The sequence below is a fragment of the Streptomyces sp. NPDC058257 genome, assembly GCF_042881845.1.
Taxonomy (GTDB): Bacteria; Actinomycetota; Actinomycetes; order Streptomycetales; family Streptomycetaceae; genus Streptomyces.
The window spans coordinates 97,909-112,638 of the sequence record NZ_JBHVXJ010000020.1 but is presented as its reverse complement, the minus strand read 5'-3'; the positions used below and the strand labels follow the sequence as shown (position 1 = coordinate 112,638).

Below are 14,730 nucleotides of genomic sequence, written 5' to 3'. Positions count from 1 at the left end.
AGGAAACGGGCGTCGTGATCCTGTGACAAAAGCGTGACCGGAGAGGGACCGGTGACCCATGGTGTCCGGCTACGGCCTTCCCCGGTCGGGCCACGCCGCCTACCGTGGCGGTCATGGCACCTATTCCGACCCCTCCCGCCGAACCCCAGGACAGCTTGGACGCCTACGTGGGCCTCGCGGCCGAGGCCGCCGAGCAGCAGGCCCGCGAGCGCGGCTGGTCCCCTGTCAGGTCGCTGCCGCCGGGCGCGATCATCACCATGGAGTACCTCGCGGGGCGGCTCAACTTCGAGGTCAAGGAAGGCGTCGTGATCCGCTGCTGGAAGGGCTGACCCTCTGGCGCGTACGGCGCGGACAGGCGAGCGGACAAGCGAGCGGACAAGCGAAAGGCCCCGGTTCCGAGACGGAACCGGGGCCTTCGCGATGCGGGGGATGGGTTGTGCGTACCGACCCCCGCTGCCTTGGGGCTAGCCGCCCGCCACCGGGCGGGCCGGCGTGGAGGCGCGTGAGGCGCGCTCGGAGTGCGGCGGGCGGCGGCTGCCCGCCGGGGTGACCGGGCTGCGCTCGGAGCGCGGTGTGTGCGGGCCCGGCGCGAGGTGGGAGCGCGCGGGGCGCGCGACGCCGACCGGCTCGCGAACCTGGGGTCCGTCGGCCGGTACGGAGGCGGCCTGCGGCGACATCGCGGGCACCGGGGTGGCCGGGGCCGGGACACCCGCCCCCGCACGGCGGTCGCGCCAGAGGTCCCGCACGCTGAAGATCCAGCCCTCGACCCGGGTGAGCAGCGGCTCCACCCAGGGCAGCGCGAGCAGGACGAGCAGACCGGCGGCCCAGCCGAGGAAGACGTCGCTCAGCCAGTGGGTGCCGAGGTACACGGTGGTCAGGCCGACGCTCAGGGAGACCACGGCCGAGAGCGCCGAGAGGTAGCGGCGGGTGCGTGGGGTGGAGGCCATGTAGGCCAGGATTCCCCAGGTCACCACGGCATTGGCGGTGTGACCCGAGGGGAATATATCGCCGCCAAGACCCATCTCGCTGGCGCCGATCGTGGTGGCGTAGTGGGGGCCGAGGCGGCCCATGCCGATCTTGGCGGCGCCGACCGTGACGTTCAGGAGCAGCAGCGCCGCACCGAACGTCAGGAGCGGGCGGATGGTGTGCTGACGCCAGGAGCGCCAGCCGAGCCAGGCCGCGACCATCACGGCCGTCGGGCCGCGCTGGCCGAGGACCACCCAGTAGTCGAGGAAGGCGTGGATCTCGGGCCACTGCTGGTAGGGCCGGAAGAACATGACCTGCCAGTCGAACCGCACGAGCCACGTCGTGGCGAGCACGGCGACCACGATGGCGAGGTAGAAGGCCAGGGTCGCGCTGAAGAGCACGATCCGGTGCCTGCTCATCCTCGGTACATCGAGGCCGGCCGGTCGTTCCGGTTCACGGTCGAGACGGGCGAAGACCCGGTCCAGACGGGTGAGGTTTCGTTCGGTACGCACCCAATCGACGTTACAGCGAGTGAGTGCGCGACTAGGCCGAATCAGTGGCTTTGTGATGACGATGTGATGTGGCATTCCTCTCAGGCGGAGGTTTATTCCTGTCGATTACTTATTCGGCCACGAGTCCCTTACTTAATTTGTTGATCATTAGTGGGGCGGTTTTATGACGCTTATGAATTCGTTCACCGTGGCCTGGTGTGGAATTTCCCCCGCGCTCACCGGGGCCGCAGAAATGATCATGGCGGACCCGAGCCGTTCAGCCAGAACGCCCCGTACACCGCGCTCGCCGCGGCCACACCCCCGAGCACAAGGGCCGACCTGGACGTACGCAGCCGGGCGAGCGCTACCGCCAGGGGCAGGAGCAGGGGGAAGGCGGGCAGCAGGAGGCGCGGCTTCGAGCCGAAATAGCCTGCCGCGCACAGGGCGAGCGCCACGACGATCCCGGTGTAGACGAGCAGGGGCAGCGGCTGCCTCCGTCGTACGCCGATGACGTACAGCCAGATCACCAGGGCGACCCCGACGATCAGGCCGACCCCCGCCAGGGCCGCGGGGAAGGCGGTGAACTTGTCGCCGACGAAGCGGGCGAAGGCGTAGCCGAAGTCGAAGCCGTTGCCCCAGCCGGCCTGTACGTCGAGATAGCCGAGGAGGCCGTCGCCGGTGCGGTGGCCGACCCACAGGACGTAGCCCGCGGCGCCGAGCGGCGCCAGGACCACCCCCAGGATCATGCGCCAGGAGGCGCCGCGCTCCCGGTGGACGCGGACGGCCGCGGTCACCCAGAGCGCCGCGACGACCGCGGCGCCCACGGGCCGGGTCAGGCCCGCGCAGGAGGCGAGCACACCCGCCCACACCCAGCGCCCGGTGAGCACCGCGTACAGCGACCAGGCCGCGAGCGCCGTGAAGAGGGACTCGCTGTACGCCATCGACTGCACGATCCCCACGGGCAGGACCGCCCACAGCGCGACCGCGCAGACCCCCGCGCGGCGCCCGTGGAGGTGATCGGCGATCGCGAAGATCCCCGCGGCGGCGCAGAGCGAGGCGAGCCAGCTCACCACCAGGCCCGCGTCGGCGTACGAAAGGGGGCTGATCGCCGAGACGAGCCGCTCCAGCCAGGGCAGCAGCGGGAAGAACGCCAGATTCGAGTGCACGCTGCCGTCCGGCAGCTTCACCTCCCAGCCGTAGCCGAACTCGGCGACACGGGTGTACCAGAGCGAGTCCCAGCGTGCCGTGAGGAGCGTGTGCGGGCTCTTGTCCGCCGCCGCGCTCCACGCCGCGAGCACGGCGACCCCCAGGGCCCGCACGCCCGCGTAGGCGAGCAGGGCGGGCGCCGCACGGCGCAGCGCGGCGCTCGCACGGGCGCCGTACGAGGGCGGCGGCATGCACTGATCAAGGTCGTTCACGGGCACGATTATCGGCGTAGGCGGGAACCGGCCGCCCGGCCGGGTGCGTGGTCCAGGCGTGTGCGGCGTGGCGTACGCCACACTCTCTCCGATCAACCATGAGAGGTCCACCACGCGCCACAGCCGTGAACTCGCGTACTCTGACGGCTCACTCGCCTATCGCCGCCGCCAGCTGGGAGATCACGTCCCGCGGGGCCGCCGATGCGAGGGATCACTGGGAGGTATCGCACATGTCGGGTTCAACCACGGCCACCGCTCCTTCCGGCCGTCGGGTACCCGGGTCGCAGGGCGGCGCCAACCGCTGGCTGGTGCTCGTCGTCCTCTGCGTGAGCCTGCTGCTCGTCGCCGTCGACGCCACCGTTCTGCATGTGGCGGTGCCCGCCGTCACGGAGGACCTGAGGCCCGGCGGCATCGAGCTGCTGTGGATCGTGGACGTCTATCCCCTGGTCTGCGCCTCGCTGCTCATCCTGTTCGGCACCCTCGGTGACCGGGTGGGCCGCAGGCGTGTGCTGCTGCTCGGCTACGCCCTCTTCGGCGTGGCGTCGGCCGTGGCCGCCATGGCGGACAACGCCCAGATCCTGATCGCGGCCCGCGCCCTGCTCGGCGTCGGCGGCGCGATGATCATGCCCGCGACCCTCTCGATCCTGCGCCAGGTCTTCCCCGACCGGCGTGAGCGCGCGGTCGCCATCGGTGTGTGGAGCGCGGTGGCCGGAATCGGCGCCGCGGGCGGGCCGCTGCTCGGTGGTTTCCTCCTTGAGCACTTCTGGTGGGGCTCGGTCTTCCTGATAAACATCCCGCTGATGCTGGTCAGCCTGCCCATCGGGCGACTGCTCCTGCCCGAGTCGACGGGGGATCGCGACGGGCCGTGGGACGTGGTCGGCGCGCTGATGGCCGCGGGCGGACTCTTCGGTCTCGTGTTCGCGGTGAAGCGGGCCGGTGGCGGAGAGTCGCCGTTCGGCATGACGACGCTCCTCTCGTTCTTCCTGGGCGGGGCCCTCCTGATCGGCTTCGTGCGCAGGCAGCGGCGGCGCAAGTTTCCGCTCATCGATCTGTCGATGTTCGCGCGGCCCGCGTTCAGCACCTCGCTCGGCTGCATCGTCCTGGCGATGCTCGCCCTGGTGGGCCTCGAACTGGTCGCCGCGCAGTATCTACAGCTGGTGCTCGGGCTCTCCCCGCTCCAGACCGGCCTGCGGCTCGTGCCGCTCACCGTCGCCGCGATGGTCGCGGGTCTCGCCGGATCGAAGTTCCTGCACCGCTTCGGCCCGCGCGTGATGGTCGCCTCGGGCTTCACCCTGACCGCGGTGGCCGTCGTGGTGCTCACCGGGATGGGCGAGCGGATCAACGACCCGCTGATGATCACCAGCTTCGTGCTGCTCGGCCTCGGCCTGCAGACCACGCTCTTCGGCAGTTACGAGTCGATGCTCAGCGAGGCGCCCCAGGCGCAGGCGGGCGGCGCCGCGGCGATCGGCGAGACCTCGTACCAGCTGGGCGCCGGCATCGGCATCGCGCTGCTCGGCAGCGTCATGAACGCGGCGTACGCGCCGGGCCTCTCGTCCGTGCACGGCGTGCCGGCCAAGGAGAGCGCCGCCGCGAGTCACTCGCTCGGCGAGGCGTACGAAGTGGCTTCGGGGCTCGGCAGCGGGGCGGGCGAGGCGTTGCGCGACGCCGCGCGCGAGTCCTTTGTGCACGGGCTGCATGTGACCCTGCTGGTCAGCGCGGGGCTGCTGCTGCTCGGCGCGCTGATGGCGCTGAAGCTGCCGCGGACCATGGAGTGCGGGACGCCGGGGGAGCGGCCCGAGCAGGGGATTCCGGCGCCCCGGGGCGCGGCAGAGGCTCCCGCGGAGCCCGCGGAGGCCGTCCGCGGCTGAGGCGGGCGGCTCTGGACGTGCGGGATGCTGCGTCGTAACGTCAGCCGAGCCTGGATAACTACCACTGCTAGTTTTCGTGTCGCCGGAGGCCCGCATGTCCGCAAGCGCCCGTACGCCCCTGCCGCCCTTCGACCCAGCCGACCCCCTCGGCATCGACGACCTCCTGGAGCCGGAGGACCTCGCGATCAGGGAGACCGTCCGCACCTGGGCGGCCGACCGCGTCCTGCCGCACATCGCCGACTGGTACGAGAAGGGCGAGCTGCCCGGCATCCGCGATCTCGCCCGAGAGCTCGGTTCGATCGGCGCGCTCGGCATGTCCCTGGAGGGCTACGGCTGCGCCGGGGCGAGCTCGGTCCAGTACGGTCTCGCCTGTCTGGAGCTGGAGGCCGCCGACTCCGGCATCCGCTCGCTCGTCTCCGTGCAGGGCTCCCTCGCCATGTACGCCATTCACCGCTTCGGCTCCGAGGAGCAGAAGCAGCGCTGGCTGCCGGGGATGGCCGCCGGGGAGATCATCGGCTGCTTCGGCCTGACCGAGCCCGACCACGGCTCCGACCCGGCGGCCATGCGCACGCACGCGAAGAGGGACGGCACCGACTGGGTGCTCACCGGACGCAAGATGTGGATCACCAACGGGTCGGTGGCCGGTGTCGCCGTCGTCTGGGCGCAGACGGACGAGGGGATCCGCGGCTTCGTCGTCCCCACGGACACCCCCGGCTTCTCGGCGCCGGAGATCAAGCACAAGTGGTCGCTGCGCGCGAGTGTCACCAGTGAGCTGGTGATGGACGAGGTACGGCTGCCCGCCGACGCCGTGCTTCCCGAGGTCACCGGGCTCAAGGGCCCCCTGAGCTGTCTCTCCCACGCGCGCTACGGCATCGTCTGGGGAGCCATGGGCGCCGCCCGCTCCTCCTTCGAGACGGCCGTCGAGTACTCCAGGACTCGCGAGCAGTTCGGCAGGCCCATCGGCGGCTTCCAGCTCACCCAGGCCAAGCTCGCCGACATGGCGGTCGAGCTGCACAAGGGCATCCTGCTCGCGCACCACCTCGGCCGGCGTCTGGACGCGGGCAGGCTCCGTCCCGAACAGGTCAGCTTCGGCAAACTCAACAACGTACGAGAAGCGATCGAGATCTGCCGCACGTCCCGGACGATCCTGGGCGCGAACGGGATCTCGCTCGAGTACCCCGTCATGCGGCATGCGACGAACCTCGAATCGGTGCTCACCTATGAGGGCACCGTCGAGATGCATCAGCTCGTGTTGGGCAAGGCGCTCACCGGCCTTGACGCTTTCCGGTGAGCGGCCTCGCCCGCTAGCTCTGGTTGAAGAAGCCGTCCGTCGGACGGCTCGCGGCCTCCCCGTTGACGATATGGGTGTCGGCGGGGGTCAGCAGGAAGACCCGCGTCGCCACGCGCTCGATGGAACCACGCAGGCCGAAGGTCAGTCCGGCCGCGAAGTCCACGACGCGCTTGGCGTCGCCGGGCTCCATCGACGTGAGGTTGATGATGACCGGGACGCCGTCCCGGAAGAGCTCGCCGATGCCGCGCGCGTCCCGGAAACTGTCCGGGGTCACGGTCCCGATCCGGCGCCCTTCTTCCTCGGCGGCCTCGGCCACCACCCGCACCCGCGGGTCGGTCACCCAGGCATCGCCGGGTCCCTCGGCCGCGTCGTCGTCATATCCCTCGTAGTAACGCTCGTCGTTGTTGTTGTCGTCGACGAGGCCAAGCCAGGCACTCGCCTTGCGCACCGATCCCATGGACGCCTCCTCTCACAGCGGGCTTTCTGCGTTCCGCATCCCCATGTTCGTCCATGATGCTGATAGTGCGCCAAGTGGATAGTCGCCGCGCGGGGTTTTCGTGACGGTACTGGTGCAGAGTCAACACGCTGAGACACGTGGCTCCCCAAGGGGTCAGCTGTTTACGGCTGCTGACAGTGAGTGAAATATGATTCTTCACGGCGTATGGGTGACGACCGGTGCGTCCGGGTGAACGGACCCCTCGATACGATGCCCGAGTTGATCGACGGCAGGCTCACGGGGGAGTCGTATATTCGGAATTGTCAGGCCCCGCAGCCATCGCCTGGGCGAGGGACTCAAGGCTCAGTGGATGGCGCATCTGTGCGGACTCCGCCTCGCGCTTCGCGGTGATCACGGACAGTTCGCCCGTGTCGTGACGAACTATGACGGCCTGATCATCTCGGTTCTGACGGAGGCTCAGGCCCAGAAGTCCACCGGATGGCGCCGTACCGCGGGCCCCTGCCCGCTGCGCGGCATGCGCACCGCGTGACGGCCCATCAGGGCGGTGCCTTCGGGCCGCCGTAGGGTGGTCCGCCGCACCAGGGCGGGCCGTACGGACCTCCCTCCAGCGGTCCGTACGGCCCGCAGTCCCCGTACGGAGGTGGCAATCCGTACGGAGGCGGGGTACCCGGTGGGCCAGGAGGTCCTGGCGGTCCGGGCGGGCCCGGCGGCTCCGGTGGCGGGCCCGGGTTCGGGCCGCAACCGGAGCCGCCGGGCAAGCGGGGGTTCTGGGCGGGGTGCGCGGTCGCCGTCGGGCTCTGCTGCACCTGCAAGCTGTGCTGCGCCGATTCCTACGTGGGCCCCTGGTCCCGCAAGAAGCGCGAGGGCTGCTGCAACAACTGCGACGACTGTGGCTGCTGCGGCATCTGCGAGTGCTGCCAGTGCTGTGACTGCGGGTGTTGGAAACCCCGCGCGGGGAACGGCGCGACCAGCCACGAGGGACCCGCGGATGACAGATCAGTCCTTGATCTCCGGCGGGGAGATCCGGGACTCCTCGATCGCCGAGTCCTTCGTGCCCCATTTCTTCAGGATGCGGTCGTACGTTCCGTCCTTGATCAACTGGTTCACCGCCGCCTGGAAGGCGGGCGCCAGCTTCGTGCCCTTCTTGAAGGCGAAGCCGACGTCGAGACGGTGGTACTCGCCGAGGAACTTCAGCCCCTCCTGCTGGTCGACCGCGTAGCGCAGGCCGTTGATCGTGGACATCACCACGTCGGTGCGGCCCTGCTGGAGCGAGCCCCAGATCGCGCCCTGCTCGGCATACGTCTTCACGCTGTACGGCTTCTTGCCCGCGTCCTCGCACACGTGCTTGTTGTCCTCCAGGGTGACCTCGAAGGTGGTGCCGGCGCCGGTCGCCACGTTCAGACCGCACAGTTGCTTGAAGTCGGTGACCTTCTTCAGCTTGCTGTCGTCGCGGACGGCGAAGCCCTGGCCGTCGTTGATGTACGTGACGAAGTCGATGGTCTTGCGCCGCTCCTCGGTCACGCCGAAGTTTCCGGTGCCCAGGTCGTACTTCCCGCTGTCGAGGGCGGGCAGGATCGCCTCGAAGCTCGCGGCCTCGCGCTTCAGCTTCAGGCCGAGCACCTTGGCGACGGCCGCCGCGAAGTCGGCGTCCTGGCCGACGATCGTCCTGCCGTCCTCCAGGTAGGTGTTGCCGGGCGGGCTGCCGCCGACGGCGGTCGCGAGATTGAGGGTGCCCCGCTCGCGTACGTCCGTCGGCAGGAGCTTCGCGGCCGCCGCGTTCTTCCCGACCGAGGAGACCACGTCCTGCGTGGGGATCTCGTCGCTCTTGCCCGCGGGCGCCGCGCCACCCGTGGTGTCGGCGGAGTCGCCCGAGCCGCAGGCGGTGAGCGTGAGTGCGGTGGCGGTGATCAGGGCGAAGGCCACCGGGATACGACGGGAATGCGCGTAACGACGGGAATGCGGGGACTTGCTCATGGCGTGACGCTCTCCATCAGGCAGCAGGGCAGGGCGAGGCGGACGTACGACGAGGGAGGGGTGCCGTCGCTCAGAGCAGCGGTGCGGCGGCGGTGTACGCGTGTGAAGGCGAGGTCAAGGGCGCGCGGACGCACAGAAGATGCGGCACACGGGAGATGCGAGGCGCAGGAGACCCGGCAAGGCAAGGGGGCTCAGCGCGCAGGGGGTCGGCTCAGAGAGTCGTCGAACACGACGCCGACCACACTCGACCGAAGTCGATGTGGGAGCGCGTGACCAGCCACTGCTGCGAATGCATGGGGCAAGTGGAACAGGCATCCGTTTCCGCGTCAACTGCCGTGAGACCAACCGCCCATATCCTGGACACTCTTGACAGCGGGCCGAAAGCGCCCCGTACTCTCAAGGCGGATCGTGCTGAGGGGCTCGGTCCGTGTGAAGGCATCACCCGTGTGTGATCTCCCCGCCGGACGTTCCGTAGAGCGTTCGTCGTGCGCCGGAGATCTCCGATGACCACGGAGCCTTCGCCATGTCTTCCGACACGCTCGCCAAAGCCGCACCGGCCCCTCCTCAAGACCCACCACCCGATGTCCCGCGCATCGTGCCGCAGCGCCGCGCCGGGCAGTGGGTGGCCGCCGCGGCTGTCCTCGTGCTCCTCGCGCTCGCCGTCAATTCCGTCGTCCGCAACGACGCGTTCCAGTGGGACGTGGTGGGCGACTACTTCACCTCCGCGTCCGTGCTGCGCGGCCTGTGGCTCACGCTCTGGCTGACCGCCGTCGTCATGGTGCTCGGCTTCGCGCTCGGATCGATCCTCGCCATGGGACGACTCTCGTCCAACCCCGTTCTGCGCGGGGTCAGTTGGGGCTACGTGTGGCTCTTCAGGTCGATGCCGATCCTGGTGCAGCTGCTGTTCTGGTTCAACATCGGGGCGCTGTACCCGTACCTCTTCGGCGTGAAGACGGTGAACCTCCTCGGGCCGATCGCCATCGCCGTCATCGGACTCACCCTGCACGAGGCCGCGTACGCCGCCGAGGTGGTGCGCGGCGGCATCCTCTCCGTCGACCGCGGACAGATCGAGGCCGCGCAGGCGCTCGGGCTCAGCCGGTGGCGCAGATGGCGGCGGATCGTCCTCCCGCAGGCCATGCGCTCCATCGTGCCGCCCGCGGGGAACATGCTGATCGGCACGCTCAAGGGCACATCGATCGTCAGCGTGATCGCGGTGCAGGACCTCCTTTACTCCGTGCAGCTCGTCTACCACCGCACCTACCAGGTGATCCCGCTGCTCCTGGTCGCCACCATCTGGTACGTCGTGATCACCTCGCTGCTCAGCGTCGGCCAGTACTACGTGGAGCGCCACTACGCGCGCGGTTCGGGGCGCACCCGATGAGCGTGACGCAGAGCAAGCCGGCCAGTGACGTCGGGAAGGACGACCACGACGCGCTGAAGGTCGTCCCCGTGCGCCACCCCTGGCGCTGGGCCGCCGTCGTCGCGACGGCCGTCCTGCTGGCCCAGTTCGTGCACGGCCTCGCCACCAACTCCGGCTGGGAGTGGGAGGTGTTCGCCGAGTTCTTCACCGCCGACGTGATCCTCAAAGCGGTCTGGGTCACCCTCCAGCTCACCTTCTACGGCACGGCCCTCGGCTTCGCGCTCGGCATCGTGATCGCCTTCATGCGGCTCTCGGTGAGCCCCTTCCTGCGGGCGGTGGCCGTCGCCTACATCTGGGCGTTCCGGTCGATCCCGCTCATCGTGCAACTGCTGTTCTGGTTCAACCTGGCCTATCTCTACAAGGAGTTGCAGTTCGGGATCCCGTTCGGGCCCGGCTTCTACTCCTTCGACACGATGGGCCTGGTCGGGGCGATGAGCGCGGCGGTGCTCGGGCTCGCCCTGCACCAGGCCGCGTACGCCGCCGAGATCGTGCGCGCGGGCGTACTGTCCGTCGACAGCGGCCAGTTGGAGGCCGCGGCGGCGCTCGGCATCCCGCGACTTCGGCAGATCCGCCGCATCATCCTGCCGCAGGCGATGCGCTCGATCCTGCCCAACGCGGCCAACGAGATCATCTCCCTCTTCAAGGGCACCTCGATCGTCTCCGTGATGGCGATCGGCGAGCTCTTCTACCAGGTGCAGGTCATCTACGGCCGCAACGGCCGTGTCGTGCCGCTCCTGATGGTCGCCACCGCCTGGTACGTCCTGCTCACCAGCGGCCTCTCCGTCCTCCAGCACTACGTCGAACGTCACTTCTCCAAGGGGGTATCGCGATGAGCGCGATGGTCGAACTCCGTGCCGTACACAAGTCCTTCGGGTCTCTGGAGGTCCTCCGGGGCCTGGACCTGGAGGTGCGCAAGGGCGAGGTCACCGTCATCCTCGGGCCCTCCGGGTCCGGCAAGTCCACCCTCCTGCGCGCCATCAACCACCTGGAGAAGGTGGACAAGGGCTGGATCAGCGTCGACGGCGCGCTCGTCGGCTACCGGCGCTCCGGCGACAAGCTGTACGAGCTGCGCGAACGCGAGGTGCTCAAGCAGCGCACCCAGATCGGCTTCGTCTTCCAGAACTTCAATCTCTTCCCGCATCTGACCGTCCTGGAGAACATCGTCGAGGCGCCCGTATCGGCGCTGAAGCGGCCGCGCAAGGAAGCCGCCCTGGACGCCGGTGTTCTTCTCGACCGGGTCGGGCTCGCCGACAAGGCGGACGCCTACCCCAAGCAGCTCTCCGGCGGGCAGCAGCAGCGTGTCGCCATCGCCCGCGCGCTCGCCCTCGAACCGAAGCTGCTGCTCTTCGACGAGCCGACGTCGGCGCTCGACCCCGAACTGGTCGGTGAAGTCCTCGACGTCATCAAGGACCTGGCGAGCCAGGGCACCACGATGATCGTCGTCACCCATGAGATCGGCTTCGCGCGTGAGGTCGCCGACACGGTCGTCTTCATGGACGAGGGGCTCATCGTCGAGCAGGGCGCCCCCGGCGACGTACTGGACCGTCCGCGGCACGACCGCACCCGCGCGTTTCTTTCCAAGGTTCTCTAGCCCGCTCAGGGTTCTTCAGCCCGAGATTCTCCAGGAGCTCCCGCATGCTTTCCCGACGCACCACCCTCGCCGCCTCCGTCGCCGCCCTGGCCCTCGCGCCCCTGCTCAGCGCCTGCGGCGGGGACAGCGACGCCGCGACCGGCGGCGGCGAGCCCGGCACCAAGAAGGTCGGCGACATCAACATCGGGCCCGACCAGAACCGCGTACGCGGCAAGAAGGTGGACGCGATCGCGAAGCTCCTGCCCGAGAAGGTGCGCGAGCGCGGCACGCTGCGGCTCGGCGGCAGCGCCGACTCGGTCGCGCCGCTCGGCTTCTTCGCCACCGACGACAAGACGCGGATCGGCTCCGAGGTCGACATCGCGAGCCTGGTCGCCGACACGCTCGGCCTGAAGCCGAAGTTCGAGCAGGTCTCCTGGGAGAACCTCTTCGTCGGCCTGGACAGCGGGAAGTTCGACGGGGTCTTCTCGAACGTCACGGTGACCGAGGAGCGCAAGGAGAAGTACGACTTCGCGACCTACCGCCACGACAACATCGCCTTCGAGGCGCGCAAGGACGCGAAGTGGACGGCGAAGAAGCCGGCGGACGTGGCGGGCAGGACCATCGCGGTCTCCTCCGGCACCAACCAGGAGAAGATCCTCGTCGACTGGAGCGAGGAGAACGAGAAGGCCGGGCGCGAGCCGGTGAACATCAAGTACTTCCAGAAGGACTCCGACTACTACCTGGCCCTCCAGTCGGGGCGCATCGACGCGTATCTCGGTCCCAATCCCTCGGCCGCCTACCACGTCGCGTCGTCGGGACAGACGAAGATCATCGGAACCCTTTCGGGCGGCGGCCCCAGCATTCAGGGCGAGATCGCCGCCACCACGAAGAAGGACAGCGGACTCGTCGACGCGTACGCCGCCGCGCTCAACCACGTGATCAAGGACGGAAGCTACGCCAAGGTCCTGGGGCGCTGGGGTCTGAAGAACGAGGCCGTCAAGGAGTCGGAGGTCAACCCCAAGGGCCTGCCCAAGGAGTAGTGGGCCATGGGCGGGCGACGGAGAGCCGTCAGGGGACGGCCGTATGCGCATATGGAAGGGTTGATCACATGACGACGGACGCAACGACGGACGCAACGACGGACGCGGTACGCGACTGGAAGCACTGGCACCAGCAGCGGACGGAGACGGTGTCGGCGCCCTACGGCCCGCTCTCCCTCACCGGCACGCACTGGCTCGCGGACTACCCGGACGGATCGCTTCCGGGCATCCCGGGGCGCTGGACCGAGGCGGGCGACGAGATCGTCCTGACCGCCCAAGTGGACGACGGGCTCACTCTCGACGGGCAGCTCTTCAACGGCGAGGCCCGCCTCGGCGCCGACCCCGGCCCGGTCGCGGCGGCCCGCGTCGGGCACGGCGACCGCCGCTTGATCGTGCTGCGGCGCGAGGGGCTCTGGGCGGTACGCGACTTCGACCCGGAGTCCGCCACGCGCCGCGCCTTCCAGGGCATCGAGGCCACCGAGTACGACGCGCGCTGGGCGGTGCGGGGGCACTTCACGCCGTACGCCGCCGACAGCACTGTCGATGGGGTACGCACCGTCAAGGTCGGCAACGCGGACGGGGTGGAGCGGGGGCTCGGCCTCGGCGGAGAGCTGGCTTTCAGCCTGGCCGGAAAGGAGCACACGCTCCAGGTGTCGGTGGAGGGCGACGGGTCGCTCTGGGCGGTGTTCGGCGACGCGACAGCAGGGGTGTCCAGCTACCGGTTCAGGTTCCTGCGGCCCGCCGCGCCCGACGCCGAGGGGCGCACGACGGTCGACTTCAACCGCGCACTGCTTCCGCCGTGCGCCTTCGCCGACCACTTCATCTGCCCCTTCCCGCCGCCGGGCAACACTCTTGACGCCGAAATCGCCGCGGGAGAGCGGAACCGTATCGACAGCTGACTCGTCTGACACAGGCTCATCAGAAACAGAGCCGATGACCCTGGCCCCGGCGGCGTACGACAGGTACGACAGCCGCCGGGGCCGGTCGGCATGTATATGGCTTACGGCCGAAAGCCGCTCTTGTGCGCGTTGTCCGTGGCCCGAATACTCCCGAGCAGCGCTTGTCAGGAGCACGGCGTAACCGGAATCCGGCTTGCCTTTTGCTCATTGGCTGCGCCTCACGGGCCTCAACCCACGCGGCCCACTGACTTCCCCCTGGGAGGAACAACAAGTGAGGAACAAGCGCACCACCCCCCGCAGCGGCATAGCGAGACGCACCCGTCTGCTCGCCGTGGCCACCGGACTTGTGGCCGCCGGCGCGCTCGCCGTACCCGCTGCGAACGCCAATGACGTCACCACCTTCAGCTCGGCGCAACTCACCAACGCGAGTGACGCGGTACTCGACGCGGATGTCGCAGGCACCGCATGGCGCGTCGACAAGGCGACGAACCGCCTGGTCGTCACGGCCGACAGCACCGTCTCCAAGGCCGAGATCGCCAAGCTCAAGGAGGCGGCGGGAAGCAACGCGGACGCCCTCAAGGTCGAGCGCACTCCCGGCAAGTTCAGCAAGCTGGTCTCCGGCGGCGACGCGATCTACGCCTCCAGCTGGCGCTGCTCGCTCGGCTTCAACGTCCGCAGCGGCAGTACCTACTACTTCGTCACCGCCGGTCACTGCACCGACGGCGCGGGCACCTGGTGGTCCAACTCCGGACACACCACGACGATCGGGTCCACGACGGGTTCCAGCTTCCCGACCAACGACTACGGCATCGTCAAGTACGCCGCCGGTTCGGCCACCCCTCCCGGCACGGTCGGCAGCCAGGACATCACCAGCGCGGGCAACCCCACCGTGAACCAGACGGTCACCCGGCGCGGCTCGACCACCGGCATCCACAGCGGCAAGGTCACCGGCCTGAACGCGACCGTCAACTACGGCAACGGTGACATCGTCTACGGCATGATCCAGACCACGGTCTGCGCCGAACCCGGCGACAGCGGTGGCCCGCTCTACGCGGGGACCAAGGCGCTGGGCCTCACGTCGGGCGGCAGCGGCAACTGCTCCTCGGGCGGGACGACCTTCTTCCAGCCGGTCACCGAGGCGCTGAGCGCGTACGGCGTGAGCGTGTACTGATCGCTGATCCACTGATCCACTGATCCACGTACGGCAGCAAGTCTGCAGCCAGCAGCGGGAGAGCCCCCGTCCGGAAGTCCGGGCGGGGGCTCTCTCCTGTCTCCCGTCTCCCTTTGTGCGCCGTACGGCGCTACCTTCGAAGTGCACGCCCAACACGCCCAATTC

General features: G+C 69.2%; 14 protein-coding genes. 10 read left to right on the top strand and 4 right to left on the bottom strand.

Annotated elements, in window-relative coordinates; genetic code table 11:
• Positions 1-113 precede the first annotated feature (113 nt).
• Positions 114-329: an I78 family peptidase inhibitor gene (locus ACFVXC_RS34140; protein WP_389913496.1), complete on the top strand. Its 216-nt coding sequence runs from the start codon at positions 114-116 to the stop codon at positions 327-329.
• Between the two features lie 135 nt (positions 330-464).
• Here ACFVXC_RS34140 and ACFVXC_RS34135 read toward each other — a convergent pair whose 3' ends face one another.
• Positions 465-1,478 (bottom strand): phosphatase PAP2 family protein, encoded by a 1,014-nt coding sequence (locus ACFVXC_RS34135; RefSeq protein ID WP_389913493.1) that lies wholly within the window; start codon positions 1,476-1,478, stop codon positions 465-467.
• A gap of 236 nt (positions 1,479-1,714) precedes the next feature.
• The gene (locus tag ACFVXC_RS34130; protein WP_389913645.1) at positions 1,715-2,854 is read right to left on the bottom strand and encodes a hypothetical protein; all 1,140 of its coding nucleotides are present in this window, start codon (positions 2,852-2,854) and stop codon (positions 1,715-1,717) included.
• Positions 2,855-3,105: 251 nt separating this feature from the next.
• Between ACFVXC_RS34130 and ACFVXC_RS34125 the strand changes: the two genes are divergently transcribed.
• Together ACFVXC_RS34125 and ACFVXC_RS34120 are read left to right on the top strand one after the other, a co-directional pair.
• Positions 3,106-4,743, top strand: coding sequence for an MFS transporter (locus ACFVXC_RS34125; RefSeq protein WP_389913490.1), 1,638 nt, complete (start codon positions 3,106-3,108; stop codon positions 4,741-4,743).
• A gap of 94 nt (positions 4,744-4,837) precedes the next feature.
• On the top strand, positions 4,838-6,034 hold the full coding sequence (locus tag ACFVXC_RS34120; protein WP_389913487.1) for an acyl-CoA dehydrogenase family protein: 1,197 nt from the start codon (positions 4,838-4,840) through the stop codon (positions 6,032-6,034).
• A gap of 13 nt (positions 6,035-6,047) precedes the next feature.
• Here ACFVXC_RS34120 and ACFVXC_RS34115 read toward each other — a convergent pair whose 3' ends face one another.
• Positions 6,048-6,491 carry a cell division protein SepF gene (locus ACFVXC_RS34115; RefSeq protein ID WP_389913484.1) on the bottom strand — a complete coding sequence of 148 codons (444 nt, stop codon included), beginning with the start codon at positions 6,489-6,491 and terminating at the stop codon, positions 6,048-6,050.
• Between the two features lie 349 nt (positions 6,492-6,840).
• Here ACFVXC_RS34115 and ACFVXC_RS34110 point away from each other — a divergent pair, with 349 nt between their 5' ends.
• Entirely contained in the window at positions 6,841-7,020 is a 180-nt protein-coding gene (locus ACFVXC_RS34110; protein WP_389913481.1) for a hypothetical protein, read from the top strand.
• A 467-nt stretch (positions 7,021-7,487) separates the two neighbouring features.
• Here the strand turns inward: ACFVXC_RS34110 and ACFVXC_RS34105 are convergent, their stop codons facing one another.
• Positions 7,488-8,465 (bottom strand): transporter substrate-binding domain-containing protein, encoded by a 978-nt coding sequence (locus ACFVXC_RS34105; protein WP_389913478.1) that lies wholly within the window; start codon positions 8,463-8,465, stop codon positions 7,488-7,490.
• A 523-nt stretch (positions 8,466-8,988) separates the two neighbouring features.
• Between ACFVXC_RS34105 and ACFVXC_RS34100 the strand changes: the two genes are divergently transcribed.
• The 6 genes from ACFVXC_RS34100 to ACFVXC_RS34075 all read left to right on the top strand — a co-directional run bounded on the left by ACFVXC_RS34100 (position 8,989) and on the right by ACFVXC_RS34075 (position 14,565).
• Positions 8,989-9,846, top strand: a complete 858-nt coding sequence (locus ACFVXC_RS34100; protein WP_389913476.1) for an amino acid ABC transporter permease — start codon at positions 8,989-8,991, stop codon at positions 9,844-9,846.
• Positions 9,843-10,718: an amino acid ABC transporter permease gene (locus tag ACFVXC_RS34095; RefSeq protein ID WP_389913473.1), complete on the top strand. Its 876-nt coding sequence runs from the start codon at positions 9,843-9,845 to the stop codon at positions 10,716-10,718. The genes ACFVXC_RS34100 and ACFVXC_RS34095 overlap by 4 nt, the downstream gene beginning before the upstream one ends.
• A complete protein-coding gene (locus ACFVXC_RS34090; protein WP_389913470.1) occupies positions 10,715-11,476 on the top strand; it encodes an amino acid ABC transporter ATP-binding protein in 762 nt (253 codons plus the stop codon). Before ACFVXC_RS34095 ends, ACFVXC_RS34090 begins: the two co-directional genes overlap by 4 nt.
• A gap of 44 nt (positions 11,477-11,520) precedes the next feature.
• On the top strand, positions 11,521-12,495 hold the full coding sequence (locus ACFVXC_RS34085) for an ABC transporter substrate-binding protein (protein WP_389913467.1): 975 nt from the start codon (positions 11,521-11,523) through the stop codon (positions 12,493-12,495).
• A gap of 68 nt (positions 12,496-12,563) precedes the next feature.
• On the top strand, positions 12,564-13,394 hold the full coding sequence (locus tag ACFVXC_RS34080) for a DUF1684 domain-containing protein (protein ID WP_389913464.1): 831 nt from the start codon (positions 12,564-12,566) through the stop codon (positions 13,392-13,394).
• A gap of 271 nt (positions 13,395-13,665) precedes the next feature.
• The gene (locus ACFVXC_RS34075) at positions 13,666-14,565 is read left to right on the top strand and encodes a S1 family peptidase (protein WP_389913461.1); all 900 of its coding nucleotides are present in this window, start codon (positions 13,666-13,668) and stop codon (positions 14,563-14,565) included.
• Positions 14,566-14,730: the final 165 nt, after the last annotated feature.

Bases quoted from the DNA above. Each gene is read 5' to 3' on its own strand.
- ACFVXC_RS34140 (WP_389913496.1), top strand. From the start codon at position 114: ATGGCACCTATTCCGACCCCTCCCGCCGAACCCCAGGACAGCTTGGAC.
- ACFVXC_RS34130 (WP_389913645.1), bottom strand. From the start codon at position 2,854: ATGCCGCCGCCCTCGTACGGCGCCCGTGCGAGCGCCGCGCTGCGCCGT.
- ACFVXC_RS34125 (WP_389913490.1), top strand. From the start codon at position 3,106: ATGTCGGGTTCAACCACGGCCACCGCTCCTTCCGGCCGTCGGGTACCC.
- ACFVXC_RS34120 (WP_389913487.1), top strand. From the start codon at position 4,838: ATGTCCGCAAGCGCCCGTACGCCCCTGCCGCCCTTCGACCCAGCCGAC.
- ACFVXC_RS34115 (WP_389913484.1), bottom strand. From the start codon at position 6,491: ATGGGATCGGTGCGCAAGGCGAGTGCCTGGCTTGGCCTCGTCGACGAC.
- ACFVXC_RS34110 (WP_389913481.1), top strand. From the start codon at position 6,841: ATGGCGCATCTGTGCGGACTCCGCCTCGCGCTTCGCGGTGATCACGGA.
- ACFVXC_RS34105 (WP_389913478.1), bottom strand. From the start codon at position 8,465: ATGAGCAAGTCCCCGCATTCCCGTCGTTACGCGCATTCCCGTCGTATC.
- ACFVXC_RS34100 (WP_389913476.1), top strand. From the start codon at position 8,989: ATGTCTTCCGACACGCTCGCCAAAGCCGCACCGGCCCCTCCTCAAGAC.
- ACFVXC_RS34095 (WP_389913473.1), top strand. From the start codon at position 9,843: ATGAGCGTGACGCAGAGCAAGCCGGCCAGTGACGTCGGGAAGGACGAC.
- ACFVXC_RS34090 (WP_389913470.1), top strand. From the start codon at position 10,715: ATGAGCGCGATGGTCGAACTCCGTGCCGTACACAAGTCCTTCGGGTCT.
- ACFVXC_RS34085 (WP_389913467.1), top strand. From the start codon at position 11,521: ATGCTTTCCCGACGCACCACCCTCGCCGCCTCCGTCGCCGCCCTGGCC.
- ACFVXC_RS34080 (WP_389913464.1), top strand. From the start codon at position 12,564: ATGACGACGGACGCAACGACGGACGCAACGACGGACGCGGTACGCGAC.